This window comes from Dactylosporangium sp. NPDC048998, from assembly GCF_043197855.1.
Lineage (GTDB): Bacteria > Actinomycetota > Actinomycetes > Mycobacteriales > Micromonosporaceae > Dactylosporangium.
In genome coordinates, this window is the sequence record NZ_JBICTV010000003.1 from 14,220 (window position 1) to 39,323 (window position 25,104).

30 protein-coding genes are annotated in these 25,104 nt (G+C 69.5%); 15 read left to right on the forward strand and 15 right to left on the reverse strand.

Annotation, left to right across the window (positions count from 1 at the left end; translation table 11 throughout):
• Positions 1-15: 15 nt before the first annotated feature.
• The 4 genes from ACGFI8_RS07305 to ACGFI8_RS07320 all read left to right on the forward strand — a co-directional run bounded on the left by ACGFI8_RS07305 (position 16) and on the right by ACGFI8_RS07320 (position 5,616).
• Positions 16-1,317 carry a sensor histidine kinase gene (locus ACGFI8_RS07305; RefSeq protein WP_392802834.1) on the forward strand — a complete coding sequence of 434 codons (1,302 nt, stop codon included), beginning with the start codon at positions 16-18 and terminating at the stop codon, positions 1,315-1,317.
• Positions 1,269-1,904 carry a LuxR C-terminal-related transcriptional regulator gene (locus ACGFI8_RS07310; RefSeq protein ID WP_392801301.1) on the forward strand — a complete coding sequence of 212 codons (636 nt, stop codon included), beginning with the start codon at positions 1,269-1,271 and terminating at the stop codon, positions 1,902-1,904. Before ACGFI8_RS07305 ends, ACGFI8_RS07310 begins: the two co-directional genes overlap by 49 nt.
• 512 nt (positions 1,905-2,416) lie before the next feature.
• Positions 2,417-5,059, forward strand: a complete 2,643-nt coding sequence (locus tag ACGFI8_RS07315) for an ATP-dependent Clp protease ATP-binding subunit (protein ID WP_392801304.1) — start codon at positions 2,417-2,419, stop codon at positions 5,057-5,059.
• A 353-nt stretch (positions 5,060-5,412) separates the two neighbouring features.
• Positions 5,413-5,616 carry a cold-shock protein gene (locus ACGFI8_RS07320; RefSeq protein WP_173037938.1) on the forward strand — a complete coding sequence of 68 codons (204 nt, stop codon included), beginning with the start codon at positions 5,413-5,415 and terminating at the stop codon, positions 5,614-5,616.
• Positions 5,617-5,832: 216 nt separating this feature from the next.
• Here ACGFI8_RS07320 and ACGFI8_RS07325 read toward each other — a convergent pair whose 3' ends face one another.
• The 3 genes from ACGFI8_RS07325 to ACGFI8_RS07335 form a co-directional block, all read right to left on the reverse strand.
• Positions 5,833-6,264: a VOC family protein gene (locus ACGFI8_RS07325; RefSeq protein WP_392801307.1), complete on the reverse strand. Its 432-nt coding sequence runs from the start codon at positions 6,262-6,264 to the stop codon at positions 5,833-5,835.
• Positions 6,265-6,301: 37 nt separating this feature from the next.
• Positions 6,302-6,760 carry a helix-turn-helix transcriptional regulator gene (locus tag ACGFI8_RS07330; RefSeq protein ID WP_392801310.1) on the reverse strand — a complete coding sequence of 153 codons (459 nt, stop codon included), beginning with the start codon at positions 6,758-6,760 and terminating at the stop codon, positions 6,302-6,304.
• Positions 6,761-6,863: 103 nt separating this feature from the next.
• Positions 6,864-7,607, reverse strand: coding sequence for an SAM-dependent methyltransferase (locus tag ACGFI8_RS07335; RefSeq protein ID WP_392801313.1), 744 nt, complete (start codon positions 7,605-7,607; stop codon positions 6,864-6,866).
• A gap of 97 nt (positions 7,608-7,704) precedes the next feature.
• Between ACGFI8_RS07335 and ACGFI8_RS07340 the strand changes: the two genes are divergently transcribed.
• Positions 7,705-8,253 carry a DUF6398 domain-containing protein gene (locus tag ACGFI8_RS07340; RefSeq protein WP_392801316.1) on the forward strand — a complete coding sequence of 183 codons (549 nt, stop codon included), beginning with the start codon at positions 7,705-7,707 and terminating at the stop codon, positions 8,251-8,253.
• Positions 8,254-8,385: 132 nt separating this feature from the next.
• Here the strand turns inward: ACGFI8_RS07340 and ACGFI8_RS07345 are convergent, their stop codons facing one another.
• Complete coding sequence (locus ACGFI8_RS07345; RefSeq protein ID WP_392801318.1) at positions 8,386-9,087, reverse strand: SHOCT domain-containing protein; 702 nt, start codon at positions 9,085-9,087, stop codon at positions 8,386-8,388.
• A gap of 163 nt (positions 9,088-9,250) precedes the next feature.
• Between ACGFI8_RS07345 and ACGFI8_RS07350 the strand changes: the two genes are divergently transcribed.
• Both ACGFI8_RS07350 and ACGFI8_RS07355 read left to right on the forward strand, forming a co-directional pair.
• Positions 9,251-9,817 (forward strand): hypothetical protein, encoded by a 567-nt coding sequence (locus ACGFI8_RS07350; protein WP_392801321.1) that lies wholly within the window; start codon positions 9,251-9,253, stop codon positions 9,815-9,817.
• A 188-nt stretch (positions 9,818-10,005) separates the two neighbouring features.
• On the forward strand, positions 10,006-10,818 hold the full coding sequence (locus ACGFI8_RS07355; protein WP_392801322.1) for a hypothetical protein: 813 nt from the start codon (positions 10,006-10,008) through the stop codon (positions 10,816-10,818).
• 62 nt (positions 10,819-10,880) lie between these two features.
• On the opposite strand, the gene ACGFI8_RS07360 is transcribed toward ACGFI8_RS07355, so the two are convergent.
• Complete coding sequence (locus ACGFI8_RS07360) at positions 10,881-11,066, reverse strand: hypothetical protein (protein WP_392801324.1); 186 nt, start codon at positions 11,064-11,066, stop codon at positions 10,881-10,883.
• Positions 11,063-11,590: a HAMP domain-containing protein gene (locus tag ACGFI8_RS07365; protein WP_392801325.1), complete on the reverse strand. Its 528-nt coding sequence runs from the start codon at positions 11,588-11,590 to the stop codon at positions 11,063-11,065. The genes ACGFI8_RS07360 and ACGFI8_RS07365 overlap by 4 nt, the downstream gene beginning before the upstream one ends.
• 146 nt (positions 11,591-11,736) lie before the next feature.
• Here ACGFI8_RS07365 and ACGFI8_RS07370 point away from each other — a divergent pair, with 146 nt between their 5' ends.
• Positions 11,737-12,201, forward strand: coding sequence for a hypothetical protein (locus tag ACGFI8_RS07370; protein WP_392801327.1), 465 nt, complete (start codon positions 11,737-11,739; stop codon positions 12,199-12,201).
• Between the two features lie 20 nt (positions 12,202-12,221).
• On the opposite strand, the gene ACGFI8_RS07375 is transcribed toward ACGFI8_RS07370, so the two are convergent.
• On the reverse strand, positions 12,222-13,217 hold the full coding sequence (locus tag ACGFI8_RS07375) for a hypothetical protein (protein WP_392801330.1): 996 nt from the start codon (positions 13,215-13,217) through the stop codon (positions 12,222-12,224).
• 218 nt (positions 13,218-13,435) lie between these two features.
• Between ACGFI8_RS07375 and ACGFI8_RS07380 the strand changes: the two genes are divergently transcribed.
• Positions 13,436-14,707 (forward strand): MFS transporter, encoded by a 1,272-nt coding sequence (locus ACGFI8_RS07380; protein ID WP_392801333.1) that lies wholly within the window; start codon positions 13,436-13,438, stop codon positions 14,705-14,707.
• Here ACGFI8_RS07380 and ACGFI8_RS07385 read toward each other — a convergent pair.
• Complete coding sequence (locus ACGFI8_RS07385; RefSeq protein ID WP_392801336.1) at positions 14,700-14,828, reverse strand: hypothetical protein; 129 nt, start codon at positions 14,826-14,828, stop codon at positions 14,700-14,702. The two genes, ACGFI8_RS07380 and ACGFI8_RS07385, sit on opposite strands and share 8 nt — an antisense overlap.
• A 116-nt stretch (positions 14,829-14,944) precedes the next feature.
• On the opposite strand from ACGFI8_RS07385, the gene ACGFI8_RS07390 reads away from it, so the two are divergent.
• The gene (locus tag ACGFI8_RS07390; protein WP_392802838.1) at positions 14,945-15,703 is read left to right on the forward strand and encodes a hypothetical protein; all 759 of its coding nucleotides are present in this window, start codon (positions 14,945-14,947) and stop codon (positions 15,701-15,703) included.
• A 30-nt stretch (positions 15,704-15,733) separates the two neighbouring features.
• Here the strand turns inward: ACGFI8_RS07390 and ACGFI8_RS07395 are convergent, their stop codons facing one another.
• Positions 15,734-15,940 (reverse strand): Lrp/AsnC ligand binding domain-containing protein, encoded by a 207-nt coding sequence (locus ACGFI8_RS07395; protein ID WP_392801339.1) that lies wholly within the window; start codon positions 15,938-15,940, stop codon positions 15,734-15,736.
• A gap of 43 nt (positions 15,941-15,983) precedes the next feature.
• Between ACGFI8_RS07395 and ACGFI8_RS07400 the strand changes: the two genes are divergently transcribed.
• Both ACGFI8_RS07400 and ACGFI8_RS07405 read left to right on the forward strand, forming a co-directional pair.
• Positions 15,984-16,112, forward strand: coding sequence for an AzlD domain-containing protein (locus tag ACGFI8_RS07400; protein ID WP_392801341.1), 129 nt, complete (start codon positions 15,984-15,986; stop codon positions 16,110-16,112).
• A 103-nt stretch (positions 16,113-16,215) separates the two neighbouring features.
• Complete coding sequence (locus ACGFI8_RS07405) at positions 16,216-16,479, forward strand: alkylmercury lyase (RefSeq protein ID WP_392801343.1); 264 nt, start codon at positions 16,216-16,218, stop codon at positions 16,477-16,479.
• A 98-nt stretch (positions 16,480-16,577) separates the two neighbouring features.
• Here ACGFI8_RS07405 and ACGFI8_RS07410 read toward each other — a convergent pair whose 3' ends face one another.
• The 3 genes from ACGFI8_RS07410 to ACGFI8_RS07420 are packed head-to-tail and all read right to left on the reverse strand — an operon-like array spanning position 16,578 to position 19,171.
• On the reverse strand, positions 16,578-16,751 hold the full coding sequence (locus ACGFI8_RS07410; protein WP_392801345.1) for a YbdD/YjiX family protein: 174 nt from the start codon (positions 16,749-16,751) through the stop codon (positions 16,578-16,580).
• On the reverse strand, positions 16,748-18,907 hold the full coding sequence (locus ACGFI8_RS07415) for a carbon starvation CstA family protein (protein ID WP_392801348.1): 2,160 nt from the start codon (positions 18,905-18,907) through the stop codon (positions 16,748-16,750). The genes ACGFI8_RS07410 and ACGFI8_RS07415 overlap by 4 nt, the downstream gene beginning before the upstream one ends.
• Positions 18,908-19,171, reverse strand: coding sequence for a DUF3311 domain-containing protein (locus ACGFI8_RS07420; protein ID WP_392801350.1), 264 nt, complete (start codon positions 19,169-19,171; stop codon positions 18,908-18,910). It lies immediately after the preceding gene.
• A gap of 137 nt (positions 19,172-19,308) precedes the next feature.
• Here ACGFI8_RS07420 and ACGFI8_RS07425 point away from each other — a divergent pair, with 137 nt between their 5' ends.
• The 3 genes from ACGFI8_RS07425 to ACGFI8_RS07435 all read left to right on the forward strand — a co-directional run bounded on the left by ACGFI8_RS07425 (position 19,309) and on the right by ACGFI8_RS07435 (position 21,864).
• Entirely contained in the window at positions 19,309-20,829 is a 1,521-nt protein-coding gene (locus tag ACGFI8_RS07425) for a sodium:solute symporter (RefSeq protein WP_392801353.1), read from the forward strand.
• Complete coding sequence (locus tag ACGFI8_RS07430) at positions 20,826-21,404, forward strand: RNA polymerase sigma factor (protein WP_392801356.1); 579 nt, start codon at positions 20,826-20,828, stop codon at positions 21,402-21,404. Before ACGFI8_RS07425 ends, ACGFI8_RS07430 begins: the two co-directional genes overlap by 4 nt.
• Positions 21,405-21,507: 103 nt before the next feature.
• Entirely contained in the window at positions 21,508-21,864 is a 357-nt protein-coding gene (locus tag ACGFI8_RS07435; protein ID WP_392801359.1) for a hypothetical protein, read from the forward strand.
• A gap of 15 nt (positions 21,865-21,879) precedes the next feature.
• Here ACGFI8_RS07435 and ACGFI8_RS07440 read toward each other — a convergent pair whose 3' ends face one another.
• Genes ACGFI8_RS07440 through ACGFI8_RS07450 form a run of 3 tightly spaced genes read right to left on the reverse strand, consistent with a single transcriptional unit; the run spans position 21,880 to position 25,075 of the window.
• On the reverse strand, positions 21,880-22,746 hold the full coding sequence (locus ACGFI8_RS07440) for a carbohydrate ABC transporter permease (RefSeq protein WP_392801362.1): 867 nt from the start codon (positions 22,744-22,746) through the stop codon (positions 21,880-21,882).
• Entirely contained in the window at positions 22,746-23,663 is a 918-nt protein-coding gene (locus ACGFI8_RS07445) for a carbohydrate ABC transporter permease (RefSeq protein WP_392801365.1), read from the reverse strand. The genes ACGFI8_RS07440 and ACGFI8_RS07445 overlap by 1 nt, the downstream gene beginning before the upstream one ends.
• Positions 23,663-25,075, reverse strand: coding sequence for an ABC transporter substrate-binding protein (locus ACGFI8_RS07450; protein ID WP_392801368.1), 1,413 nt, complete (start codon positions 25,073-25,075; stop codon positions 23,663-23,665). Before ACGFI8_RS07450 ends, ACGFI8_RS07445 begins: the two co-directional genes overlap by 1 nt.
• Positions 25,076-25,104 lie beyond the last annotated feature (29 nt).

Genomic DNA, 25,104 nt, shown 5'->3' on the forward strand with positions numbered 1-25,104 from the left:
ATGTGACCCGTGGGCATGACCGGAACCGGCGCGCGGACGGGCCGATGGGCCGCCCGGGGTGTGCGTTCGGCGCTGGCCGGCCTGACGGCGATCGGTCTGGCGGTCACCAACCTGCCGCTGCTGGCCCTGTCTGTTGTCGTGCTGGCCCTGACGCCGGTGCCGTTCCTCGGCCTGGCGCTGGTGCCGTGGACGATGAGCCTGGTCCGGATGCGCGTCGACCTGGAGCGCCGGCGCGCCTCACGGGCCGGTGTACTGGTGACCCGCCCGTACCATCCGGCGCCGGAGCGGGCCGTTCCCGGTGGCTGGCAGCGCTTCCGGTGGACGGTGACCGACCCGGCCACGTGGCGCGACCTCGCGTGGCTCGTACCGGGCGCGGTTGTCGGGTGCGGGCTGGGGGCGGTCGGTGTGCTCGTGCCGCTGTACGGGCTCGCCGGTGTGACACTGACGCCACTGTGGATCTGGATCGGCACCGGCTGGTACGGCTACGGCGCCATCTGGTCCGTCGACTCGTTCGCCGAAGGTCTGCTCTGCGTGCCGCAGGGCGCCGTCATCCTCGCCGGCGGCCTTGCGGTGGCGCCGTGGTTGCGCCGCGTCGATGCCCACTTCGCGCACCTGTTCCTCGCGCCGACGAAAACGGCCCAGCTGCGGTTGCGCGTCACGCAGCTGACGGTGACCCGGGCCGACACGGTGGACGCGCAGGCCGCGGAGCTGCGCCGCATCGAGCGCGACCTGCACGACGGCGTCCAGGCCCGGCTCGTCTCGCTGAGCATGGTGATCGGCCTGGCCGACGAGTTGCTCGACCGCAACCCGGCCGGTGCCCACAAGCTGCTCGCCGAGGCGCGCGAATCCAGCGGTGCGGCGTTGGTCGAGTTGCGGCACCTCGTCCGCGGCATCCACCCGCCCGTGCTGGCCGAGCGCGGGCTCGGCGGGGCCGTCCGCGCGCTGGCGATCGGCCTGCCCGTCGATATCTCGGTCGAGGTCGACCTGCCGGGCCGGCCAGACACGCCCGTCGAGTCCGCGGCCTACTTCGCCGTCGCCGAGACGCTGACCAACCTGGTCCGGCACAGCCGCGCCCACCGCGGATCGGTGACTCTGCGCCACGCGAACGGGGTGCTGACCATCGTGGTCACCGACGACGGCGCCGGAGGCGCCGACCCGGCGGGCGGCTCCGGACTGCGCGGTATCGAGCGCCGCCTGGCCGCGTTCGACGGCACCATGGCGTTGTCGAGCCCGCCCGCGGGACCTACCGTCATCACCATGGAGCTGCCGTGCGCGTTGTCATTGCCGAGGACCACGCCCTCCTCCGTGACGGACTGACCCGGCTGCTGCAGGCGTTCGACTTCGACGTCGTCGTCGCGGTCGACAACGGGCCGGCCCTGCTGCCCGCCCTGATCGAACACAGGCCCGACGTGGCGGTCATCGACGTCCGGCTGCCGCCGACCTTCACCGACGAGGGACTGCAGGCCGCCATCGCGGCCCGCATCCGCATACCCGGACTGCCGACGCTGATGCTCTCCCAGCACGTCGAACCGCTCTACGCGCGTGAACTGCTCGCCACCCCGCACGGCGGGGTCGGCTACCTGCTCAAGGATCGGGTGTCCCACATCGGCGAGTTCGTCGACGCCGTGCGGCGCGTCGCCGGCGGCGGCACGGCCATGGACCCGGAAGTGATCTCGCAGCTGCTCGCCCGCCGCGAGCCGCTGGCGGTGCTCACCGCCCGGGAGCGCGAAGTCCTCGGCGAGATGGCCGAGGGCCGCTCCAACTCCGCGATCGCCGCCAAGCTCGGCATCACCGAGAAGGCCGTGAGCAAGCACATCAACAACATCCTCACCAAGCTGGACCTGCCGCCCTCCGACGACGACAACCGGCGGGTCCGGGCCGTCTTGGCGTACCTCAACGCCTGAGCGGTTTGCGTATTGCGAACTCTGGCGCTGCACTGGTCCTGCGAAATGAAAAGCCGCGACAGCCGCTTCCCCGGCTGGGGCCTAGGTGTTCGCGGCTGCGGGTTCGTAGGACCCGGCGCGGCGGCCGCCGCTTCAGCGGAGTCGGTCTGGGGTGGAGCGGGCGGTCAGCTTCCTTCGCATCATCCACCACCTGCTCCGTCACCAGTATTTTCTCCCGCCGGCTCGGTTATGAGGACACCCGCTTCACGGGAGTGTGGCGAATGGGTGGTTGTCCGCGTCCGCACGCGGTAACGCTCTGGGGAACTGCGGTCAGGCCCATCGGGGTGCCACCCTGGTGGAGCGGTCCGGCTGCTGGTATCGCGGCGGGCGGCGGAGGTAGCGTCGAGATGCACGCATTTCGGAGACCCGGTCGTGCATGTGTGGCCGTCGGTTTGGCTGGCCAGTCGGGCGGTTGGGTGCGTCGTCGGTGTCGGTTACCCCGGGCCGCGGCTGCGCGGAAGACGTGATCGATCATGTTCGAGCAGTTCACCGACCGGGCGCGGCGGGCGATCGTCCTGGCGCGGGAAGAGGCCCGGCTGTTCAACCACAACTACGTCGGCACCGAGCATCTCCTCATCGGTTTGTTGCGCGAGAGCGGTGAGCGCCCGCCCGGGCAGGAGAGCACCGCCGCGAAGGCGTTGCGTGCGCTGGGCATCTCGCTGGACGATGCGCGGCTGGTGATCGAGGAGATCATCGGCCGTGGGGTGTTCACGCCGGTCGGGCACATCGCGTTCACGGTCCGTTCCAAGGAGGTGCTGGAGCTGGCGCTGCGGGAGGCACTGCTGCTCGGTCACCGCTCGATCGGCACGGTGCATGTGCTGCTTGCCCTGGTCCGGGAAGGTCGGGGTGTGGCCGCCCAGGTGCTCATGATGCGGGGCTGCGGCCTGCATGCGGTGCGGCAGCAGGTGACGCACATGCTGTCGGATGGCGAGGACCCGGAGCTGATCGAACTCAGCGCCGGTACGGCCGGTACGGAAGGCGCCATGTTCGGTCCGCCCAGGGGGCATCCCGTGGCCGGCGGTCTGCTGGACCAGTTCGGTCGGAACCTCACCCAGGCGGCGCGCGAGGGCAAGCTCGATCCGGTCATCGGCCGGGAGAAAGAGATCGAGCGGGTTATGCAGGTGCTGTCCCGCCGTACCAAGAACAACCCGGTCCTCATCGGCGAGCCCGGCGTGGGCAAGACCGCGGTGGTCGAGGGGCTGTCCCAGCGGATCGTCAAGGGTGAGGTGCCCGAGACGCTCAAGGACAAGCAGCTGTACACCCTCGATCTGGGTGCGCTGGTCGCCGGCTCCCGCTACCGCGGTGACTTCGAGGAGCGGTTGAAGAAGGTTCTGAAGGAGATTCGCACCCGCGGCGACATCATCCTGTTCATCGACGAGATTCACACGCTCGTCGGTGCGGGTGCCGCGGAGGGCGCGATCGACGCGGCGAGCATCCTCAAGCCGATGCTGGCCCGTGGCGAGCTGCAGACCATCGGTGCGACCACCCTGGACGAATACCGCAAGCACCTTGAGAAGGACGCGGCGCTGGAGCGGCGCTTCCAGCCGATCCAGGTGGGTGAGCCGTCCCTCGCCCACACGATCGAGATCCTCAAGGGCCTGCGGGACCGCTACGAGGCGCACCACCGCGTGACGATCACCGACGCCGCCCTGGTGGCCGCGGCGACCCTCGCCGATCGCTACATCTCCGACCGTTACCTGCCGGACAAGGCGATCGACCTGATCGACGAGGCCGGCGCCCGGATACGCATCCGATCAAGCGCGCGCCGGGACGTGCGCAACATCCCCGACATGCCGCCGCAGGACGTGCTCGCCATCGCCGGCGTGGTGCCGCGGGGCCTGCGTGACGTCGACGAGCGCATCGCCCAGGTGCGCCGCTACAAGGATTCCGCCATCGACGCGCACGACTTCGAGCGCGCCGCGCAGCTGCGGGACGAGCAGCGGCGGCTACTCAACCAGCGGGCGCAGCGCGCCCGAGCGTGGAAGGCCGGCGACCTCGACGCCGTGTCCGAGGTCGACGACGAGCAGATCGCCGAAGTGCTGGCCGCCTGGACCGGCATCCCGGTCGGGAAGGTCACCGAGGACGAGACGGCCCGCCTGCTGCGCATGGAGGACGAACTGCACCGACGGATCGTGGGCCAGCACGACGCGGTCACCGCCGTCGCCAGGGCGATCCGCCGGACCCGGGCCGGCCTGAAGGACCCGAAGCGCCCATCCGGCTCATTCATCTTCGCCGGCCCGTCCGGCGTCGGGAAGACGGAGCTGTCCAAGGCGCTCGCCGAGTTCCTGTTCGGCTCCGAGAACGCGCTCATCCAGCTCGACATGAGCGAGTTCCACGACCAGCACACCGTGTCGCGGCTCGTCGGCGCCCCGCCCGGCTATGTCGGTTATGACGAGGGTGGCCAACTGACCGAACACGTGCGCCGCCGGCCGTTCTCGGTGGTCCTCTTCGACGAGCTCGACAAGGCCCACCCGGACGTCTCCCACACCCTGCTGCAGATTCTCGAGGACGGCCGGCTCACCGACGGCCAGGGACGCACCGTCGACTTCAAGAACACGATCATCATCGCCACCACCAATCTGGGCACCCGCGATGCCGCCAAGGCGCTCTCGACCGGCTTCCAGCCGTCCGATGACACCGCGAGCATGCACGAGCGGATCACCGCCAAGGTCGATCGCGAACTCCGCCGCTACTTCCGCCCGGAACTGCTCAACCGCATCGACGACACGATCGTCTTCCACCCGCTGACCGAACCGGAGATCCTCAGCATCATCGAGCTCATGATCTCCCGGATCGAGACCCGGCTGCGCACCGACGACATCGGCCTGAAGCTGACCGTCAACGCCAAGCGCTTCCTGGCGACCACCGGCTACGACCCGGCCCAGGGCGTCCGGCCGCTGCGCCGCACCATCCAGCGCGAGATCGAGGACCCGCTGTCCGAGCAGCTCCTGCTGGGCGATCTACGCCTCGGTCAAATCGTCCTCATCGACTGCGAGGGCGACCCGGCCGACGTTGCGCACGCCAAACTGGTGCACAGCGGCGTGGACAAGCCGGCGAGCCGGCCCAACGGCGAGCTCTGGGCGCCTCACCGTGCCCCGGGCGAAGCCGGCCAATGAGCGTGCGGCCCTGCGTGGGAAACCGGTGTGCGCTCGGCGCGCCGACGCTTCGTCCAGCGCGGGTGCTTTCCATGTGATCAGTACAGCGCGAGTCGCAGCGTCGAGTCGTCGAAGCGATGTACGGAGCGTGACGATCGTCGGCGAGATCTGGCGCACGATGGGCGGCACGAGTGGTGCCACAGTAAGCGACCGGTCGAAATCACAATGTGATCGTGATCGGATGGTAGATCGTCGGAGTGTGGACGAACACCTTCGGTAGCGAGGTTCGCGCCGGAAGCAGGTATGGTTCGGCGGCGCGGAAGTTCATCGCCGACGATTGGCGAGGGACTGGTTTCCGCTATCAGGAGGAAAGTGTGGCCAGCGGCACTGTCAAGTGGTTCAACTCTGAAAAGGGCTTCGGCTTTATCCAGCAGGACGACGGCGGCGCAGACGTCTTCGTCCACTACTCCGCCATCGCGAGCAGTGGTTACCGTGAGCTTGCGGAAGGCCAGAAGGTGGAGTACGAGGTGACCCAGGGCCAGAAGGGCCCCCAGGCGGAGAACGTCCGCGGTCTCTAACTCGGTCCTGACAAGAAGCCTTGAGCGCCGCATGCCCAGCATGCGGCGCTTCGGCGTTCCTGCGTGATCTTGCAGGCGGATGATCGAGCGCAGGCCGAGCAACGGCGGCTGGCCAGGAGTTCAAATGCGAGAAGCGCGCCCGCCTAGTGGTCGAACGCGCTAGGGATCCCCGACCTGTATCGGCACGATGGAAGAGGTCCTGAAGCAGCTGGCCGGTCAGGCCGTCTCCTCCTGGGGGACGTTGCCCTGCTGGACGATCCGGATGGCGTTGCCGAACGGGTCCCGGAGGCCCATGTCCGTGCCGTAGAAGTGGTCGGTGGGCTCCTGGGTGAAGTCGGTGACGCCGCGCGCTTTGAGGGTCTCGTACAGCCCCCGGGCATCGTCCGTGTTGAAGACGAGGCCGCTCAGGGCGCCCTTCGTGATCAGCTCGCGGAGCCGCTCAGCCGTCGCTTCGTCGTGCAGGGGCGGGCCCGGCTGCTCCAGGGAGATCTCGGTGCCGCCGTTGCCGGGGACGCGGACGGTCAGCCAGCGGTAGGAGCCCTGCCGGACGTCGTTGCCCTTCTCGAGCCCGAGTTTATTGACGTAGAAGTCCAGCGCCTCGTCCTTGTCGAGGACGTAGATGGACGCCACGTTCAGCTTCGTGATCATCTCGCGTTCTCCTCTGCGAGCGGTGATTGGAACGTCGTCAGGCTACGGGGGCCGCCTCGGCGGTGGCTTCTCCAAAACCGCTCGATCGTGTCGCCACCGGCGCCGCCGCCCGCGGTCGGGTGTGCGCCATTTGGACGCAGTTGGGCACGACGACCGGCCCATGACCGCTACGGTAGCCCGACGGTGTCTCCCCGACGATCTCCCGGAACGTCCGGCTGAAGGTCCCGAGGCTGGTGAAGCCGACGTCGAAGCAGACGTCGGTGACGCGGCGGTCGGTCTCCCGCAGCAGGAACATCGAGCGCTCCACCCGCCGCCGCTGCAGGTAGCGGTGCGGCGTCTCGCCGAACACGGTGCGGAAGCAGCGGCTGAAGTGCGCCGGTGAGATGTGGGCCACCGCCGCGACGGCACGAACGTCGAGCGGCTCGGCGTAGGCGCGGTCCATCGCATCGCGGGCGCGGAGCAGGCGCCGGTTCAGATCCTCGACCTCTCGGCTCACGCCGCAATGCTATGAACGTCGCGGGGGAGGCCGCCACGCCGAGAGCGGATGGGGCACGACCGGCTCAAAAGGGTCGGAGTGCAGCGCGTGACAGGCGCTCCTGTCAGGACTTGCGACCCACCGCCCCGACCAGTTTGATGCTCATCTCCGGTGGCGCCTCCTCGGGGTACCACTCCGTCACGTCGACCAGTCCCGGCTCGACCAGATCGAAGCCGTCGAAGAAGCGCAGCACTTCGGCATCGGGGCGGAACTGTACCTCCGGGAAGCCGGTCTGCTTGCTGATCATGTGCGAGTGCTCGCGGGCGTTCTGGGCGCTGCGCTCGGACAGATGCGACAGGCCAAGGTAGCTGCCGGGCGCCATCCGGTCGCGGAACTGGGCCATGATCCTGAACGGGTCGTAGGAGTCGTCGATCACGTCGAGGACGCTGAAGATGACCACTCCGACCGGCTGGTCGAAGTCGATTTCCCGCATGAGGTCGGGGTGGCTCAAGATGTCCTGCGGGCGCCGGATGTCGGCCAGGACCGTGCTGAGGCCCGGTCCGATCGAGCGCAAGGCGTTGCTGTGTGCCACCACGACCGGATCGAAGTCGACGTAGACCACGCGTGCGTCGGGTTGCACGGCACGTACCGTCTCGTGCACTGCCGGCGGGGTGGTGGGAATACCGCTGCCCAGTTCGATGAACTGCCGCACGCCCTGCTGCGCGATGTACCGCACGGCGCGCTTTCCGAACGCGCGGTTGGTCTTGGCGGTGGTCGGTGCCTCGGGTGCGACCTGCAGGAGCATCTGGACGACCTGCCGGTCAACCGCGAAGTTGCTGGGGGACGGCGGCGTCGAGGAAGAGATCACGATACCGCACCATGTCGGGAGGCGAATGCGTCGATGCCCCGGAGGCCCACGCCGTACGGTGTCTGCTGGAACGACCCGTCCGACCCGAGAGGATGCCATGACAGGCCAGAACCGGACCACCAACAGCGTTCCGTCCGCAATGCGGCAGGTGTTTGACGAGATCGTCACCGCGACCGACGCATTTTGCCTGCGGCATCTTGATGAGGAGTACGCAGCGCTCTGCGCCAAGTTGTCGGCCAAGCTCGCCCGCAAGCGCCCATCCCCGCTCGTACGCGGCGATCGCCGTATCTGGGCGGCCGGCATCGTCTACGCCATCGGCCGGGTCAACTTCCTCGCCGACGCCAGCCAGACCCCGCACCTGCGCACCGACACCATGGCGGAGCTGCTCGGCGTCAAGCAGACGACGATGACCAACAAGGGCAGGCTCATCATGGACACCCTCAAGATCGGCCTGATGGACCCGGAGTTCAGCCGGCGCGAGATCATTGACAAGAATCCGATGACCTGGTTCCTGGAAGTCGACGGTCTGATCGTTGACGCCCGCCATTTGCCGGAGCCGTTGCAGGTAGAAGCCTGGCGGCGCGGGCTGATCCCGTACGTGCCCGCGCAGGCTGCGGCCAGCACAGCGTCGACACCGTCAAGGTAGGTCCGTGACGTCTTCGCTCGCCGGGTCAGCCCGTGATCCACCGGTATGCCAGCACCCCCAGCGCCACCCCGCAGAGGATCGCCGCGGCCTGCAGAACCAGTGAGTAGATCTTCAGCCCTGCCGTCGTCCTGTTCATCGCCCCTCCTCAGGAGCCAGTCCCAGCAGCCGCAGCTTCGCGGCCGTGTATTCGGCGTCGGTCAATTTTCCCGCAGCGTGCAACTGGCTCACACGCTCGAGTGCCGAGGCGAGCTCGGCCGGATCGGGGGCCGCCGCCTGCGCGGCGCCGGCGTCCGGCACATTCAAGGCCCTGGTCCGTGCCCGCGCGGCATTCTCGAGCGGCGTCAGCCCCGCCAGCGGCCGCAGGGTCGGCTCGGCCGGCGGCTGCCAGTCGGCCCACAGGTTCTCCCGCCAGAATGCCTTGCCCAGCATGAACAGCGGTCCGGCGCCCATGACGACGAACACCACCCCGCAGATGAGCCAGCCGATGCCCAGGCCGCCACCCGGCGGGTCGAAGCCGAACTCGAAGAAGTTCCACGCCATGCTCAGGAACAGCACCGGTACCGGCAGCAGGCTCAGCCGCGCGCCGAACTTGAGGCTCTTCACGGCGTAGAAGATCGTGCACGCGGCGCCGCCGAACAGTCCCAGCAGCGCCAGCTCGGGCACGTGCTCCGGGCACGGCGGGTAGGGGTACGCACCGGTGCCGCCCGATCCGCACCGCCCGCCCATCGCGAGCACCAGGCGGGAGGCGAGGAACAGCATGGTCAGGCCGGCGAACGCCCCGGCGAGGCCGATGAAGGTATAAACGGAGCGGCGGATGAGCAACGGCAGGGGCACAAGAGCAGATCATCGATCAGCGACCGGCCCACGACCAGCGACCGGTCACCAACTCGACAAGCGGATCCGCGTCGTGCCACGCGCGGCGCTCAGGGAACCGGGGCCGGCGGTCGCGCGTCGAAGTGCCGGGGAGCTCAGGCACCGGCACGGGAGGAACATTTCGATGCGACGCATGCTCGTGATCGCGGTGGTCGCCCTCGCATGCGCGGCGTCGACGTTGGCGGGCTGCAAGGGCCTCACCGCCGCGCCGGCGTCGGCCGGGGACTGGCCCGCCGGGGTGAAGGAGGCCGAGGTCTACGCGGCGGTGTTGCGGCGATACCTCACCACACCCGCCGAAAGTTCCTTCTCTGAGCACACCTTCACCACGGTGTACGTCCTCGACAACGCCGTCGCGGGGGCGGGCGATCCGATGGGCACACCCGGCCCCGGGACGCCGATCGCGGAGAACACCCAGCGCCAGGTCACGGCCGCCTTGGCCGGCACGGCCGACGTGGTGTTCATTGCCGACCGCAACACCGTGGTCGAGAACCGGGACGACTGCGCGCAGGTCAAGAACGGCGGCATCCTGATCACGTTCGGCCCGCCGAAGGGCGACGACAATGAGGTGACAGTGGCCGTCAACGGCTTCGTCGCCTGCCTCGGCGCGACGTGGCTGACCTACGTCGTGCGCAACGAGCCGGGCTCGGGCTGGCGGGTGGCCGGCACCATCGGCCCGGCGGCCATCGCTTGACGGATGCCCGGCCGTCCTCGATCGTGCCGGCCCCGTTGGATCCCACGAACCCGGTGATGGTCCCCGCCGGCACAGTGAAAGAGACCTCGACGTTCACCACAAGACGCGCCGACCCCTCCCCAGTGCGCCATGTCACAACAGCGACAGTCACGGGCATCCAACCTCGCCGCTGCGCAGACTCGCCGGCTATGAAATTACGTCGAGTCCTCGTCGTCGCGGCCACGGTCGCGGCGGCAGTAGTGATCGCACCTCAGCCGGCGTTGGCCATTCCCTCCGGTACCGGATGGTCCGGCTCCTGGAAGTACACCGGCGGCACCAGCATCCAGGTCACGCTGGATGTGCCGGGCGCGAAGCTGGTGGCCAACGGTTGGGACGCGCTCGGTGTGCGCGCCTTCGTCCTCAACGTCAGCGACACCATGGCCGACGGCAAGTGTGCCTACGTCAAGTGGACCGCGGCCGCCACCACCGAGCACTGGGCCTGCGGCAACGGCACCACGGTGCAGGTCACCGGCCTGCCCACCTCGACCAACGCCATCACCGCCGTGCTGTGCCGCGACTCCACCGCCCACAACAACAAGACCAACTGCAACGTCATCGACGTGCCCTCGTCCTACACCGACGACTTCATCCGCACCGAGGGCAACGGCGCGCGTTGGCATTACTACGACGCCAGCGAACACTACGACGGCGGCGAGGACTGGGGCGCCTGGATCACCATCGGTAAGGTCGACCTCGACTACTTCGGGTGGGACGACACGCCGGCCGGGCAACGCTGGATCGAGTCCTGGTTGGGGCTCCACGGGCCCGTCTGCGGTTCGGGTCTCATCCTCAATGCCACCCCGGCGTCGTCGGTGTCCGCCTGCTCCCAGTACCAACCGCTCTACGGCCTGCCGGACACGCACATCACCGGTACGGCATGGGGCCAAGCCTGCACCTGGTCCTACTCGGACCCGGCCGCGCCCAAGCACTGCATCAAGCTCCGGGTCCCCCAACCCAGCTGACCCCCCGCCTTTCTCCGGTATCTCGGGCTCAGGACGCGAGTTGATCTCCTGAGCCCGAGATTTCAGCGTTGGAGTTGGAACTGGGCGACGACGTTGCGCAGTTCGATCGACGTGCGTGCCAGGTCCTCGGCTGCGGCACGGGCCTCGGTGATGCCCGAGGCGGTCAGCTGCGCCGCCTCGGCGAGCCCGCCGATGGTGCCGGCGATGCGGTCCGCGCCGCTGGCGGCCTCGGCGGCGTTGCGGCTCATCTCTGGGCGATCAGGACGCCGTCATTCGCGACCCGCGCCGCCTCGGCGGCGCTGCGCGCGATCTCGGCGATCGCCGTGCCCATGCCCACCGTGCCGGCCGAGACCGTCTGCACGTTCTGCGACACCTCGCCCGCCGCCGATGACACGGTCGTCGCCCGGCTGCTGCTGTCCTCGGCGCTGGCCGCGATGTCGTTGCTGACGGCGGACAGCTCCTGGGCGGCGCCGGCGAGCGTCTGGCTGTTGCGCTCCACGGTGGACAGTGAGGCGCGCAGCCGGGCGGTCGCGGTGTTCAGCTCGCCCGCCATCCGGCCGAGCTCGTCGCGGCCCGGCACGTCGGCGGCCCGGGTCAGGTCGCCCTCGGCCAGACCGGCGACCACGTGGGACACCGCCCGTATGGCCGCGACGAGCTGCCCGGCGACGGTCAGCGCGATGATCACGGCGAGTGCGAGGCCGCCGCCGAGCATCGACCAGGTCCAGACCTGCGCGGACCGGTACACGGCGTGGGTCTTCGCCAGCCGGGACAACGCGAACGGTCATTCCCGTCGGCAACGTGCCATCCGATCGCCCGCTGCGGGTAACGGCATCCCGGGGAGAGTGGGGATGGCGGCAGATCCGGGTCGGACTCGGGCAGGCCACAGCCGCGGGATCACGCCCACTGGGCAGCATCTACGTGGATTACGCCCGAATCGTACTGGCGGACGCGGACGCTCTGACGTCCTGGATACACGATGATGCCATCGACGGTCTGGCCGACGTGGCTTTCTGGGGCAGCGACGAGGAGTTGATCGCCGCCGAGTTCGGCGCATCACGCACCGGCACACCCGGCGATGATCACTACGGTTGGCTCGATCTGCCTGTCCGGCAGGCGTACGAGCGCGCCCTCGCGCTGAAGGAGCGGCGAGATGCCCAGCCGCGCCCCACGTTCGCCTTCGACTTCCGTCCCCACTCCCACCACTGGCAGGTGATGGCGGGCGTGCGCGCCGCGGAGCACGAGGCGGCCACCATCACGGTCGGCGGTGCCGAAATCATGATGGCCATGACTTCGGTCGGCGACGGCGTCTTCCCGGTACACCTCGATCTGGACGCCTCAGGCGCCCCGATCGCCGTCCGCGTGACCATTCAGGGCGACGATTGATCACCCGTCACCTACCCGCGTCACCGGAAGGCGGCGCGCTGCTCCTCGTCGATGGGCGACGCGGATCGCCGACGCGCGGCGATGATTACTGCGACAGTCGTCACCAGGGTGAACACCGCTACCCCCGCGAAGGCGATCACTGTCTGCCGATCGGGGTTGGTCACCGCCTGGCCTCGCTTCGCCTGCCAGGTGAGTACCGCGAACGTCCCGGTGTAGCCGAGTCCGGCGACGCCGACCAGCCGGGCGCGGACCCGTTCGTCGCGTAGCCAGCTACGGCTGGTCGCGAGCAGACCCAGGACCGCTGTGACGAACAGCAGCACCTGGATGGCGTGCATGCCGATGAAGTGCGGTACGCGGAGGTCACCGCCGCTCGTGCTCCAGTTGGTGAGCGGCATCCCGTTGCCGTCGGGGTCGCCGATGCCGTGGCCACCGATCATGGACACCGCGTGGCCGTTGGCGTCGGTCATCGTGCGGGGCGTTGCCCCTGAGTTGCTGAGCCAGAGGGCCACGACCATGCTGGCCAGGGCGAGTCCGAGCCCGGCGCGCAGCGCTCGGGTCATGGCGCGGTCGCCGGTGCGTTGGATCAGGACCAGGATCGCGATGATCAGGGTGGTCAGCAGCAGCGGCGGGACGCCGTAGGAGAACACCGTCCGCACGGTTCGGGCGACAGTGTCGGTGTTGTTGTTGAAATGGCTGAAGGTGCCGTGTGCGGCAGCGTAGGCGACGGCACCGACGTCCAGCAGCCCGGCGACCGCGAAGATGGTCCCGAGCCACCAGCCGATGCGTCTGCCCTTGCTCAGCTTGCTGAGCAGCCACGCCAGCGTCAGGCCGTACACCCCCATGGCAAAGCCGAATTTCATCGGCTTCACCCAGACCGATTCGCCCACGAGCAGGCGATCATCGACGAACATGCCGACGGCGGAGACCAGCATTAGGGTGAACATGAGTGTCGCATTCACCACCAGCGGTCGATGCCAGCGGCGCACCGCGCTGAGACACGGAGTGAGGATGGTCATGGGGCGCTCCACACGAGGATCAGGAGGGCGAGCCACTTGCCGACAAGCCCGCCGCGGACGCTGTTGATGTCCATCAGCCTCAGCGAACGCGCCCCGCGTGACCATCCGACGTACCCCCGGACGCGCCCGCCGGTCGACCCCCGAACGGACCCGGGGGCTAACCCCCGGCCATACGCGAAGAAGGCGGTCTACGCCAGCACGGCCGGGAGGGAGCGCTGATGGCCAACGGGGGCGGCGTCAGCCTGTGGCGGAGCAGGGATTTCCAGGTCTTCCTCGCTAGCCAGACCTTATCGGCGCTCGGCGATTCGTTCTCGTTCGTGGCGATTCCGCTGCTGGTCCTGCAGGCCACCGGCTCCCTCGTGCAGATGGGCGTGGTCACCGGCCTGGTCGGCGTCTCGTCCCTCGTCACCGGCGTCTTCGCCGGCTACATCGCCGACCGGGCGAACCGGCGGGCCCTGCTCATCGCCTGCGACGTGGCCCGCTGCGTCCTCTACGGTCTCGTCCCGCTGGTCTGGCTGATCTCGCCGCAGGTCTGGCTGCTCTACGCGGTCGTCCCGCTGGCCGGCGCGTTCGCCATGCAGTTCCAGGTCACCTACGTCACCGTGGTGCCGGCGCTCGTTTCGGCCGACCAGATCACCCGGGCCAACGGGCATCTCTACTCGAGTTATGCGGTGGCCGGCGTCGGCGGCCCCATGCTGGCCGGCATCATCTCCGCCGCGTTCGGCCCCACGGCGGCCGTCGCCGTCGACGCGGCGACCTTCGCCGCCTCCGCCGCCGGCCTGCTGCTGATCCGGATCCGGCCCGCGGCCGCCGCCCCGGCCGCGCCCGACGCCGAAGCGCCGGCCGCCACCGGGCGCCGGGCCCTGCTCAAGGACTTCCTGGCCGGCGTCACGTTCCTGTGGCGGCACCCGGTGCTGCGCTCGCTGACCGTCCTGCTGTCGCTGCTGCTGTTCATCACCACCGGCCTGACCGACCTGATCATCTATTACCTCAAGCACGACCTCGGCCGCTCCGACAGCGTCGTCGGCTACGTCCTCGCCGCCGCCACGCTGGGCTCGCTGCTCGCGGCCAGCACGGTGGCGCCGATCCGCGACCGGCTGGGCTTCGGCGCCTGCTGGATCGGCTCCTGGGCGCTGTGCGGCGTGGCGATCGCCGGCCTGGGCGTGACCACCAGCGCGATCGCCGTCGGCGTTCTGGCCACCGTGCAGCTGCTGGCCACCGGCTGGGCCGGCATCTGCTCGATGTCGTTCCGGCAGGAGGTGACCCCGGACCACCTGCTCGGCCGGGTCACCTCCGCGTTCTGGACCCTGCACAACTCGCTCGGCCCGCTCGGCGCGGCCGCGCTCACCGGTGCGGCCGCCCACTACGGCGTCATGGCCACCTGCGCGGTCGGCGGCACCGCCTGCGTGGCCATCGCGCTGGCCGCGCTGGCCACCCCGATCCGGCAGCGCCGGCCGCAGACCATTGAGGGAGCCGGTGAGCTCACCTGACCTCGGCAGTCTGGCTGCGGAACTGCAGGTCGCGGCGCACGGCCTGGCTGAAACACGCGACCCACAGCAGCAGGTGGCGGGCCAGGTCGCCGTACCAGCGCCGCAGGATCGCCGTGGTCACGCGCTCGCCCCTGGTGGCGTCGGCCACCGCAAACCCGGCATCGTCCAGTCCCGATCCGCTTCCGTGCCGTTAGCGAACCGTAGCGATGCGGGCAGTACGGTGTCCTCGTGGGCACGATGAGGACGACGGCCCTGGGTCTGACTTGCGCGATGATGACGGCTGCCGTCGCGTTGACGGGCTGTGGCACCGGGCCGCTCGACGGCGGCTCGCTCGCGCGGGACATCGCGGAGCAAGAGGCGGCGCGCCTGAACGACAAGTTCGGCCATCGAGACCGGGTCCGCGACGCCGAGTACATCGCCGCGACCGAGGTGCCGAAGGGCGCGCAGACCGACGGCGAGACTCACATTACGCCGGTCGGCTGGTCCGGGCGGACCACCGGAGACGAGAAGGCCACCATCGACGTCCGGTTCGCGGTGACGGTGCCTGAGCGGCACGCGGCCACGCTCGGCGACCGCGGCAACTCGGCCGGCAGTGCCACGCGATGCTACCGCTACGTACTTCAGCTCTACCGCTACACCGAGTACCACAAGATCGGTTGCCCCGCGATCGCCACTCCTCCCGTCCCCTCTGCCTCGCCGGTGCTGACGCTGCCCGGCGACGCGACGGACCGCCTCGCCGCGGCGCTGCGCACCGCCACGCCCGACACGCTCTCGGGCGCGGTGCGGGCGGCGTTCCCCCAGGACGGCATCTCGGTCGACACCGTGACGCACGAAGGCATTCTCGTGGCGGCGGTGGGCGTGCCCGCCGAGCGCGACTGCATCCTGATGATCAGGACTGCCGACGGGGCGACCAAGCAACTCGGGTACGACCCCGTCCAGCTGGAGCCGGGCGAGCTCGGATGCTCAGTCGGCCTGTACACCAATCCACCCCGCTGACTGGAGATTGTCGCGGTGAATGCCGCGCGCTTACCAGTCGGATTTGATCTTCTTCATGGTCAGGCGGGACTCGACGCGCAGGACGCCGGGCAGGCCGATGAGCCTGCCGCTGAGGAACGCCTCGAAAGCGGCATGATCGGCAACCGCGACGCGGAGGAGATAGTCGGGGCGGCCGAACATTCGGCGGAGCTCGATCACCTCGTCATACCCGGCGACGATGGCCTCGAACTCCTGCACGGTCTTCAGGTCCTGCGACCTACCACTCACGCACCCGCTACAAGTGCTCACCCCGCTCCTCGCCCTGGCCACCACCATCGGCCTGCACCTCTGGCGGCGTAACGCTCTGCTGAGCATCCTCGCCGGCACCGCGGTCCACGTCGCGCTGACCAGCACCCTGCTTGCCCGCTGACCAGGGCGGGATGCCGGGGCGAAGCGGTCGCTCCACGCCAGGCCCACCATTGACAAGAACTGCGTCCGGCAGGACGGTATGGGCTCATCAGGAGGAGGTCGCCGTGCGCATACAGTTGCTTCTGGGCGAGGGCTGCCCAAACGCCGACCACGCCCGCACCGTCGTGACACAGGCGGCGCGCCTCCTCGGCCTCGACGCGGCCGTCGAGGAGGACATGGGCGTCTGGCCCTCGCCAACCGTGCTCGTCGACGGGATCGACGTGATGACCGGCGCGACGGGCGCTGCGCCGATCCACGCGTGCCGCACCGACCTACCGACCGTCGAGCGTGTCGTGGCCGCCCTGCACCACCACTCCGGCATCACGTGACCGGAGTGGTCCCGCAGTCGCGGCCGAGTCTTGCAAGGCGGCGACGGCCGGCCGGGTCGGTGAGACCTGGCCGGCCGTCGCGATGCGGGTCAGGCACCTCAGCAGCAGCGCACCGAGGTGCTGTTCTTCAGGCGCTCGAACTCCCGTCTGGTCAACGGGGATCCGGTTGTGCAGTGTTCCCGGTGGTGCGCGACGTAGTGGTCATAGCCGGCCTCGCCGGCGAGTTCCCGGACGTACCACCAAAGTCGCGCCAGCAGATGGCGTGCGCTCATCGGTCGCCGTCGGCGGCACCGACGAGCTCCCGCCGCTCGTCCGCGGTGGCGAACAGCCCGGCGGGCGCGACGATCGTCGACTCGACGAAGGGCACCTCCGTTGTCGGGAGTTCGCGGCCGCGGATCACCGCCTGCAGGCATACCCGGGCCCCGTCGACGATCACGATGATGATCAGGACCGCGAAGAACACCGACAGGACGCCCTGCACCGTTGAGTTGGTGACGACCTGCTGCATCTGGTCGAGATTCTTGGCCGGTGCGAGCAGCTTGCCATGTTCGAGCGCGTCGGCGAAGCGCTGGCGCTGGGCGAAGAAGCCCATCTTCGGGTCGGTGGAGAAGATCTTCTGGTAGCTGGCGGTCATTGTCACGGCCGCGTCCCAGACCAGCGGGATGGCGGTGACCCAGGCCCATTTGAGCCGGCCGCTCTTGACCAGGATGACCGTGACGACGGTCAGTGCCACGGCGGCGAGCAGTTGATTGGCGACGGCGAACAGGGGGTAGAGCTGGTTGATGCCGCCGAGGGGGTTGGTGACGCCGGTGTACAGGAAGTATCCCCATGCGCCGACGACGGCCGCGCTCGTCAGCCACAGACCGGGTCGCCAGCTGACCCGGCCGAGCGGCTTCCAGATGTTGCCCAGCGTGTCCTGGAGCATGAACCTGCCGACCCGGGTTCCGGCGTCGACGGTGGTCAGGATGAACAGTGCCTCGAACATGATCGCGAAGTGGTACCAGAACGCCTTGAGGCCCGCTCCGCCGAGGAAGCCGGAGAAGACCTCGGAGATGCCGACCGCGAGCGTCGGCCCGCCGCCGGTGCGCGACACGAGCGTCGGTTCGCCGACGGTGGCGGACGCGGCCTGCAGGGTATCGGGGGTGATGGTGAATCCCAGGTTGGTCACCGCCGTCGCGGCGCTCTGGAAGGTCGTGCCGACCACGCCGGCGGGTGAGTTCATCGCGTAGTACAGCCCAGGGTCCAGCATCGACGCGGCGATGATGGCCATGACCGCGACGAACGATTCCATCAGCATGGCGCCGTAGCCGACGAGCCGGACCTGGGACTCCTTCTGGATCATCTTCGGCGTGGTGCCCGAGGAGATCAGGGCGTGGAAGCCGGACAGCGCTCCGCAGGTGATGGTGATGAAGGCGAACGGGAAGAGGGTGCCGGCGAAGACCGGGCCGTTGCCGGTAGAGGCGAACTTGGTGACGGCTTCGTTCTGCAGGACCGGGTTGGTCAGCAGGACGCCGACCGCGAGCAGCGCGATCGTCCCGATCTTCATGAACGTGGAGAGGTAGTCGCGTGGTGCCAGCAGCATCCAGACGGGCAGGACGGAGGCGACGAAGCCGTATCCGACCAGGCAGAAGACCAGCGTTTCGGGCTTGAGGGTGAAGATACCCGCCCAGCTGGAGTCCTGAACCCAGCCGCCCGCGGCGATGGCGAGGACCAGCAGGCCGACGCCGATCACGCTGGTTTCGACCACGCGGCCCGGTCGGAGCACCCGCATGTAGAAGCCCATGAACAGGGCGATCGGGATGGTCATGGCGATGGAGAAGGTGCCCCAGGGCGACTTCGCGAGCGCGTTGACGACGACGAGCGAAAGGACACCGAGCAGGATGATCATGATGGCGAAGACGGCCACCAGGGCTGCGACGCCGCCGACGCGGCCGATCTCGTCCCGGGCCATCTGGCCGATGCTCCTCCCGTCGCGGCGCATGGACAGGAACATGACCACCATGTCCTGCACGGCCCCGGCGAAGACGACGCCGACGATGATCCAGATGGTCCCGGGCAGGTAGCCCATCTGCGCCGCCAGGACCGGACCGACCAGCGGCCCGGCGCCCGCGATCGCGGCGAAGTGGTGGCCCAGCAGCACGCGGCGGTCGGTGACGTGGTAGTCGATGCCGTTGTCCAGCCGCTCCGCGGGCGTGGCGCGCCGGTCGTCGACCTTGAGCACGCGCCGGGCGATGAACCGCGCATAGAACCGGTACGCGATCGCGTACGAGCACAGCGCCGCGACCACCAGCCAGATCGCCGAGATGCGCTCGCCGCGGACCAGGGCGATGACTCCCCAGGCGACGGCGCCGACGATCGACACGGCCGTCCAGATCACGATGGACCGCAGATCCGGGCGGGCCCTGGTCTGCGGGGTGAAGATGCTCATTCATGCTCTCCAGGGTGGGGGAGTTTGCCCGGATGAGTCCTCCGGCGCCCGGACGGCGGCGTCCGTGCGCCGCAGCAGCCAGTAGCTGATCGCCATCAGCGCCGCGGTGAGGAAGATCCAGGCGAACTGGAACCAGTAGAAAAAGGGCAGTCCGGCCAGTCGGGGTGTTGTCCGCGCATAGAGCGGGACGCAGAGGATGGCCACGAGCGGTAACGCCAGGCCGGTGTAGGCGGCGACCCTGATCGGCTTTCGGAGTCTCGCCATCCCGGCCTCCTGAGCAGTCGTCGACGATGCCTGTGTGTTGCGTACCTGAGTCGCGCGGTTTACCGACCGATTGCCTCTTGTTTCGTGTCAACCAATCCGGGAGCGTGCGCAACACACAAGACGACTGAGAGGTGCCCATGGTCGACCCCGCCAGCACCATCACCTTCACGTTCGTCGTCGCCGGCACGTCGCTCCTGGCGATTGCCGCGCGGCGGTTCCGTGTGCGCGACGAATTGCCGACGCTCGACGGCTGGGCGTTGGCGGGGCGGCAGTTCGGGGCCGTCCTCACGTGGTTCCTGCTCGGCGGCACGATCTACACGGCGTACACGTTCGCCGCGGTGCCGGGCCTGGTGTACGGGATCGGGGCGTTGGGTTTCTTCGCCCTCGCCTACACGGTGATCGTCTACCCGCTGGCCTTCGTCGTGCTGCCGAGACTGTGGCAGGCGGCGAAGGAGAACGGCTGCATCACCGTGGCCGACTACGTGCGGGCGCGGTACGACTCGCCGCCGCTCGCCCTTGTGGTGGCGCTGACCGGGATCCTCGCGACCATGCCGTACATCGCCCTGCAGTTGCTCGGCATCCGCGCGGTCCTGGTCGCCGGCGGTCTCTACCCGACCGGCGGGATCGCGGGCGATCTCACGCTGGTGGGCGTGTTCGCGGTGCTGGCCGGGGCCACCTACCGCAGCGGGCTGCGCGCACCGACCATCATCTCCCTGGCCAAGGGGGTCCTGGTGTTCACCACGGTCGTCGTCGTGGTCGTCCTCGTGCTCGAGCAGCTCGGTGGGCCCGCGGCGGTGTTCCGTACGGCCGAGGAAACCATGGCCGCGCGCGGCAACCCAGAGGCGTCCCTGACGCTCGCCCCGTCCCTCTACGCCACCTACGCCACGCTGGCGCTCGGCTCGGCGCTGGCGCTGCTGATGTACCCGCACGTCCTCACCGCGTCCTTCGCCGCGTCCAGCGGCGACCGGATCCGCAAAGCGATCGTCGGGCTGCCGGCCTGGACCGCGGTGCTGGGACTCTTCGCGCTGCTCGGCGTCGCGGCGATCGCCGCGGGCGTGCGAGCCCGGCCCGGTAACGCCGAAGCGGCCGTACCGATGATGGTGCGGGAACTGACGACACCGGTCGCCGCCGGACTCGTGTTCGGGGCGCTCGCGGTGGGGGCGCTGGTGCCCGCCGCGGTGATGTCCGTCGGCGCGGCGACGTTGTTCGTCCGCAACGTCTATGTCGAGTACTTCCATCCGACGGCGACGCCGAAACACCAGACGCAGGTGGCCCGCGCCGTCTCACTGGTCGCGAAGTTCGGCGCGCTGGCCTTCATCTTCGGCCTGCCCGACCAGGACGCGATCAACCTGCAGCTGCTGGGCGGGGTGTGGATCCTGCAGACCTTCCCGGCGGTGGCGATCGGGCTGTTCATACGCTGGTTGCATCGCGGCGCACTGCTCGCCGGCTGGCTTGTGGGGATGGTCGTGGGGACCGTGCTGGCGGCCTCCGGCGGCTTCTCCTCGGTCGTCTCCATCGCCGGCCTGCAGGTGTATGTCGGGCTAGCGGCGTTGGCGGTCAATCTCGCGGTCGCCGCCGCGCTCACTCCGGCGCTGGACCGGCTGGGCCTGGCTCGGGAAGCCCGGGAGATCGGCGCGAACGGGGCGGTGTTGCGATGAGACAGCAGGTCTCGCCCCGTCCGGTCGCACCGGTCGCCGACACGACGCCGGCCGAACTCGACGCGGCCGACGTGAGCTTCTCCGATCTGGAGCGCGAAGCCGCGCTCGCCCGGCTCTTCGACACCAACCACACCTCGCTGCTGCGCCTGGCGGTGCTGCTCGGCGCGGAGGGCGAGGCCGAGGACGTCGTCTCGGAGGCGTTCTACGAGCTCTACCGGCGATGGCACCGGTTACGCAGCCACGACGCCGCGCTGAGCTACCTGCGCGCCGTCGTGTGCAACCTCGTCCGGATGCGCGTGCGCCGCCTGCAGGTGGCGCGCAAACACAGCGAACAGGTCATCGAGTCGGTCGGATCGGCCGAGGCCGAAGTGGTGCTGCGCGAGGACCAACGCGCCCTCGTCGAGGCGATCAAGCGGCTGCCGGCCCGGCAGCGGGAGGCGTTGGTGCTGCGCTACTGGCTGGATCTGCGAGAATCCGAGATAGCCGCGGCAATGGGCATCTCGGCAGGCGCGGTCAAGTCGCACACGTCGCGGGGGATGGCAACGCTCACGCGCCTATTGGAGGACCGCAGATGAGCGGTACGGAGCGCGGCGGCGCCTGGTCTGGGTCGATCAGCGCGGAGCCTCATCGAGCCAGACTGGGCGTTGTGGCCGCTCATCGGAAACGCAGGTGTAGCTCATGCCGCCGCCGGAGCGAAGCGGAGGTCTCGGCATGAGTGGCGTTCTTCCCCGCCCCGGACGCGACGCAGGTGAAGAATCCGGGACGGCCGCGGAGCAGCTCCGCGACGTCTTCGACGCCCTCACCGCGTCGGTGCACGGCGCGCCGGACCGGTATCCGACCGCCCTGGCCGATTGGCGACGCCGTGAACGCCGGCGGCGGATCGTGGTGGCGATCCTCGCCGCACTGATTTTCGCGCTGGCCGACATCATCGGCCTGTGGGCGCTCAGCAAGGCCGACGTCAACACCCACATCATCTTCAATGACCGGCCGGGCACCTCGCACACGCACAAGAGCGGCATCGGTCCGCCGCCGTAGCCGCCCCGTGCGCCGTCAGTCCAGGGTCACCGCGCCGGCGGTGAACCCGGCGACGAACCGCTTGAGCAAGAGGTTGAACACCACCGCGACGGGCACCGCGACCAGCACGACGGCGCCCTGCAGCGACTGCCAGTAGAAGAGGTCCCCACCGATCAGCTCGGTGGGGATTCCGGTCGAGAGGACCTTCCCGGCGCTGCGCGCGACGAAGGCGGTCGCGTACAGGTACTCGCTCGCGCACAGGACGAAGCTGAGCACAACGACGGCGACCAGCCCGGGAACCGCCAGCGGCAGAGCGACCCAGCGGAAGGCGGCGAACCGGGTGCAGCCGTCGACCCGTGCCTGCTCCTCGACCTGCCGCGGAACCGCGCTGAAGAACCCCATCAACAGCCAGACCGACACCGGGACGGTCATGGTCGGGTACACCACCACGAGGGCCCAGGCCGAGTCCTGCAGGCCCAGGCCCGCAATCAGCCGTGAGAGCGGAAGGAACAGCACGCTCGGCGGGACCAGGTAGCACAGGAAGATCACCATACCGAGATGGCCGGCCCATGGCCGTCGCAGCCGTGCCAGGACCCATCCGGCGGGCGTGGCGAGCAGCAGCGTGACCGCCACCACCGCGGCGCCGATCCACAGGGTGTTCCACGCGAACGTCCGGAACGCCGTGTGCTGCCAGAGGTACACGAGATGGTCGGCGGTCGGCGGATCGTTGAACCACAAGGGGTTGTGTGCCGGGTCGTACAGGTCCCGGTTCAGCTTGACGGCGGTGAGCATGCTCCACAGGAACGGTCCCGCGCCGATGATCGCGGCCGCATATGCCGCAGCGTGGACCAGCACCCGACCCCGCCGCTGCCGCCGCGCGTGCCCGGCGCGCCGCGCGGGCATCACCGGACCACCATCCGTCGCACCAGGCCGAGGATCGCCAGCGCCGCGGCCACGAGCAGCGGCAGGAGGAACACCGCCACGGCCGCGCCCTGGCCGACGTCGCCGGCGTCGACCCCCTTCCGGAACGCCCAGCTGGCGAGCGTCTCCGTGGAGTGGGTCGGGCCCCCGTTCGTCAGGATCCGCACCACCGCCATGTCGCTGAAGGTGAACACCGCGCAGAACAACGCCGCTACGGCGACGATGGGAGCGGTCAACGGCAGCGTCATGAAGCGGGCGCGCAGCCAGCGGCCGGCGCCGTCGATCCGGGCGGCCTCGTAGATGTTGCGGGGGATCGCCACGAGGCCGGCCATGATGATGACGGCGGTGAGCGGGGTGAGCCGCCACGCCTGCACGGCCACGACCGAGGCCAGCGCCGTCGTGGGACGGCCGAGCCAGTTGACGTTTTCCGCGGCGCCGAGCAGGCCGAGCTCCCGACCGGCCCAGTCCAGCGGCGAGTAGACCGAGTCGAGCAGCCACAGCCACGAGACCGACGACACGGTCACCGGGGTCACCCACGGCAGGAGCACGCACAGACGCACGAGCCACCGTCCGTACACCTTGGCCAGCATCAGACGGGCCACGACGTTCCCGCCGACCACCGCCAGCGCGGTGGTCGACACGGTGATGACGCAGGTGTTGAGCAGCGACTGCCAGAACACGTGGTCGTCCAGGACCTGGCCGAAGTTCGCGAGGCCGACCCAGTCGAAGCTCGGATCGGCGACGGTCACGTCCGACACCGCATACGCGACGGCCAGGACCAGCGGCCCGACGATCAGGGCGGCGACGTAGCCGACGGCCGGCACGACGAACAATGGTTCCAGGGTGCGTTCACCGGCCCGGCCCCGCCGGCCGCGCGGAAGGGCGTTGTGCTTCCGCATCACGCCACCAGACCCCGCGTGCGCCACTTGGCGTAGACGGACCGGGCCTGCGCGGCGGCCTCGGCGACCGCGCTAGCGGCACTGACCTCGCCTCGCGCCGCGCGGGCGAACATGTTCGGGATGACGAAGCTGCTCGTCACCTCCCCGATGGCGGCGTTCGCCGTGCCGGGGTGGCCGAGGTCGGCGCTCCACTTCGCGGCGTCGGTCAGCATCGCCAGCTTGTCGGGCGGGTCGGCACGGAACGGGTCACGGCCGAGCCACGTGGCGAGGTCCGGGGTTCGTCCGGGCCAGGCGCACAGGTCGTACAGCATGGACGAGTAGGTGGCGGCGGCAAAGTTCGCGGTGTAGTGCAACAGGAACTCCTGTCCTGCGGCGGCGCCCGAGGCGTACTTCGGGATGATCCAGTTGTGGACGAGGTGGTGCGCTGCGAGCGCGCCCACCGGCCCGGCCAGCGCGGGCACGAAATGGATGTCGTCCGCGATCCGCGGTGTGGACCGCTGCGCGGTGCGCCACGCGGAGATCGAGTTGCTGATGTACGAGAGCCGGCCCGCGACCAGCCCCTGGTTGTTGGAGGACGGCGTCCACGAGAAGACCTCGTCGGTCATGGCCTGGCGATACAGCCTGGTCATGTACTCCACCGCCGCCACGGCCTCGGGTGAGTCGAGGGTCACCCGCCCCTCGGCATCCTGGACGGACGCGCCGAAGGACCACAGCAGCGAGCGGCCGACCATGTTCGAGTCCAGCTCCTGCGACATGCCGAGCCCGAGCTGGACGCCGGTGGTACGGCGGATCTCCGTCCCACCGTTCAACAGCTCGTCCCAGGTCGACGGGCCGTCGGGGAGGCCGATCGCGGACCACATCGAGCGCCGGTAATTTCCGGGATCCGGCACCCAGCCCGGCGCGTAGGCGAAGTGCCGGTTCGTGACCGGGTTGAAGCCCGACCGCCGGCACAGCTGCAGCTGCTGGCCCCAGCGCCGGTCGGCCTCCCGGACGAGATCGGTCAGGTCGAGTACGGCAGGCTCGAACTGCGGCAGCGGCGCCACGTACTGGATGAGGTCATGGCCCTGCCCGGCGTAGATCTCGGCCGCCACGCGAGTGGTGATCTGGCCGAGGTCGATGTGGTCGACCGTGACGTCGACGCCGACCTGGCGGCCCCACCGGCTGGCGAAGCTGTCGAACCAGCGGTCGTACGTCGGGATGAAATGGCTCCAGGCAAGGATGCGCAGCGAACCGGAGAGCCGGGCCGTCGGCGGCGTGAACTCCTCGGCCGGCCCTCCCGCCAGCACCCCCGCGCCGAAAGCGTCGTCGTCTTCGTGTGCGCACCCGCCGGCCAGCGCCACGGCGGTCAGCGCCGCGCCACCGACGAACCGGCGCCGGCTCAGCCCGGCGGACAACAGGTTGGGTGGGGTCACACTCTTGTGTTGCCACCGCGGCCGAATCG

Coding starts and splice junctions, on each gene's coding strand:
- ACGFI8_RS07315 (WP_392801304.1), top strand. CDS start 2,417: ATGTTCGAGCAGTTCACCGACCGGGCGCGGCGGGCGATCGTCCTGGCG.
- ACGFI8_RS07430 (WP_392801356.1), top strand. CDS start 20,826: ATGAGACAGCAGGTCTCGCCCCGTCCGGTCGCACCGGTCGCCGACACG.
- ACGFI8_RS07350 (WP_392801321.1), top strand. CDS start 9,251: ATGCGACGCATGCTCGTGATCGCGGTGGTCGCCCTCGCATGCGCGGCG.
- ACGFI8_RS07440 (WP_392801362.1), bottom strand. CDS start 22,746: ATGCCCGCGCGGCGCGCCGGGCACGCGCGGCGGCAGCGGCGGGGTCGG.
- ACGFI8_RS07355 (WP_392801322.1), top strand. CDS start 10,006: ATGAAATTACGTCGAGTCCTCGTCGTCGCGGCCACGGTCGCGGCGGCA.
- ACGFI8_RS07425 (WP_392801353.1), top strand. CDS start 19,309: ATGGTCGACCCCGCCAGCACCATCACCTTCACGTTCGTCGTCGCCGGC.
- ACGFI8_RS07375 (WP_392801330.1), bottom strand. CDS start 13,217: ATGACCATCCTCACTCCGTGTCTCAGCGCGGTGCGCCGCTGGCATCGA.
- ACGFI8_RS07420 (WP_392801350.1), bottom strand. CDS start 19,171: ATGGCGAGACTCCGAAAGCCGATCAGGGTCGCCGCCTACACCGGCCTG.
- ACGFI8_RS07415 (WP_392801348.1), bottom strand. CDS start 18,907: ATGAGCATCTTCACCCCGCAGACCAGGGCCCGCCCGGATCTGCGGTCC.
- ACGFI8_RS07410 (WP_392801345.1), bottom strand. CDS start 16,751: ATGAGCGCACGCCATCTGCTGGCGCGACTTTGGTGGTACGTCCGGGAA.
- ACGFI8_RS07305 (WP_392802834.1), top strand. CDS start 16: ATGACCGGAACCGGCGCGCGGACGGGCCGATGGGCCGCCCGGGGTGTG.
- ACGFI8_RS07325 (WP_392801307.1), bottom strand. CDS start 6,264: ATGATCACGAAGCTGAACGTGGCGTCCATCTACGTCCTCGACAAGGAC.
- ACGFI8_RS07360 (WP_392801324.1), bottom strand. CDS start 11,066: ATGAGCCGCAACGCCGCCGAGGCCGCCAGCGGCGCGGACCGCATCGCC.
- ACGFI8_RS07435 (WP_392801359.1), top strand. CDS start 21,508: ATGCCGCCGCCGGAGCGAAGCGGAGGTCTCGGCATGAGTGGCGTTCTT.
- ACGFI8_RS07445 (WP_392801365.1), bottom strand. CDS start 23,663: ATGCGGAAGCACAACGCCCTTCCGCGCGGCCGGCGGGGCCGGGCCGGT.
- ACGFI8_RS07340 (WP_392801316.1), top strand. CDS start 7,705: ATGACAGGCCAGAACCGGACCACCAACAGCGTTCCGTCCGCAATGCGG.
- ACGFI8_RS07390 (WP_392802838.1), top strand. CDS start 14,945: ATGAGGACGACGGCCCTGGGTCTGACTTGCGCGATGATGACGGCTGCC.
- ACGFI8_RS07380 (WP_392801333.1), top strand. CDS start 13,436: ATGGCCAACGGGGGCGGCGTCAGCCTGTGGCGGAGCAGGGATTTCCAG.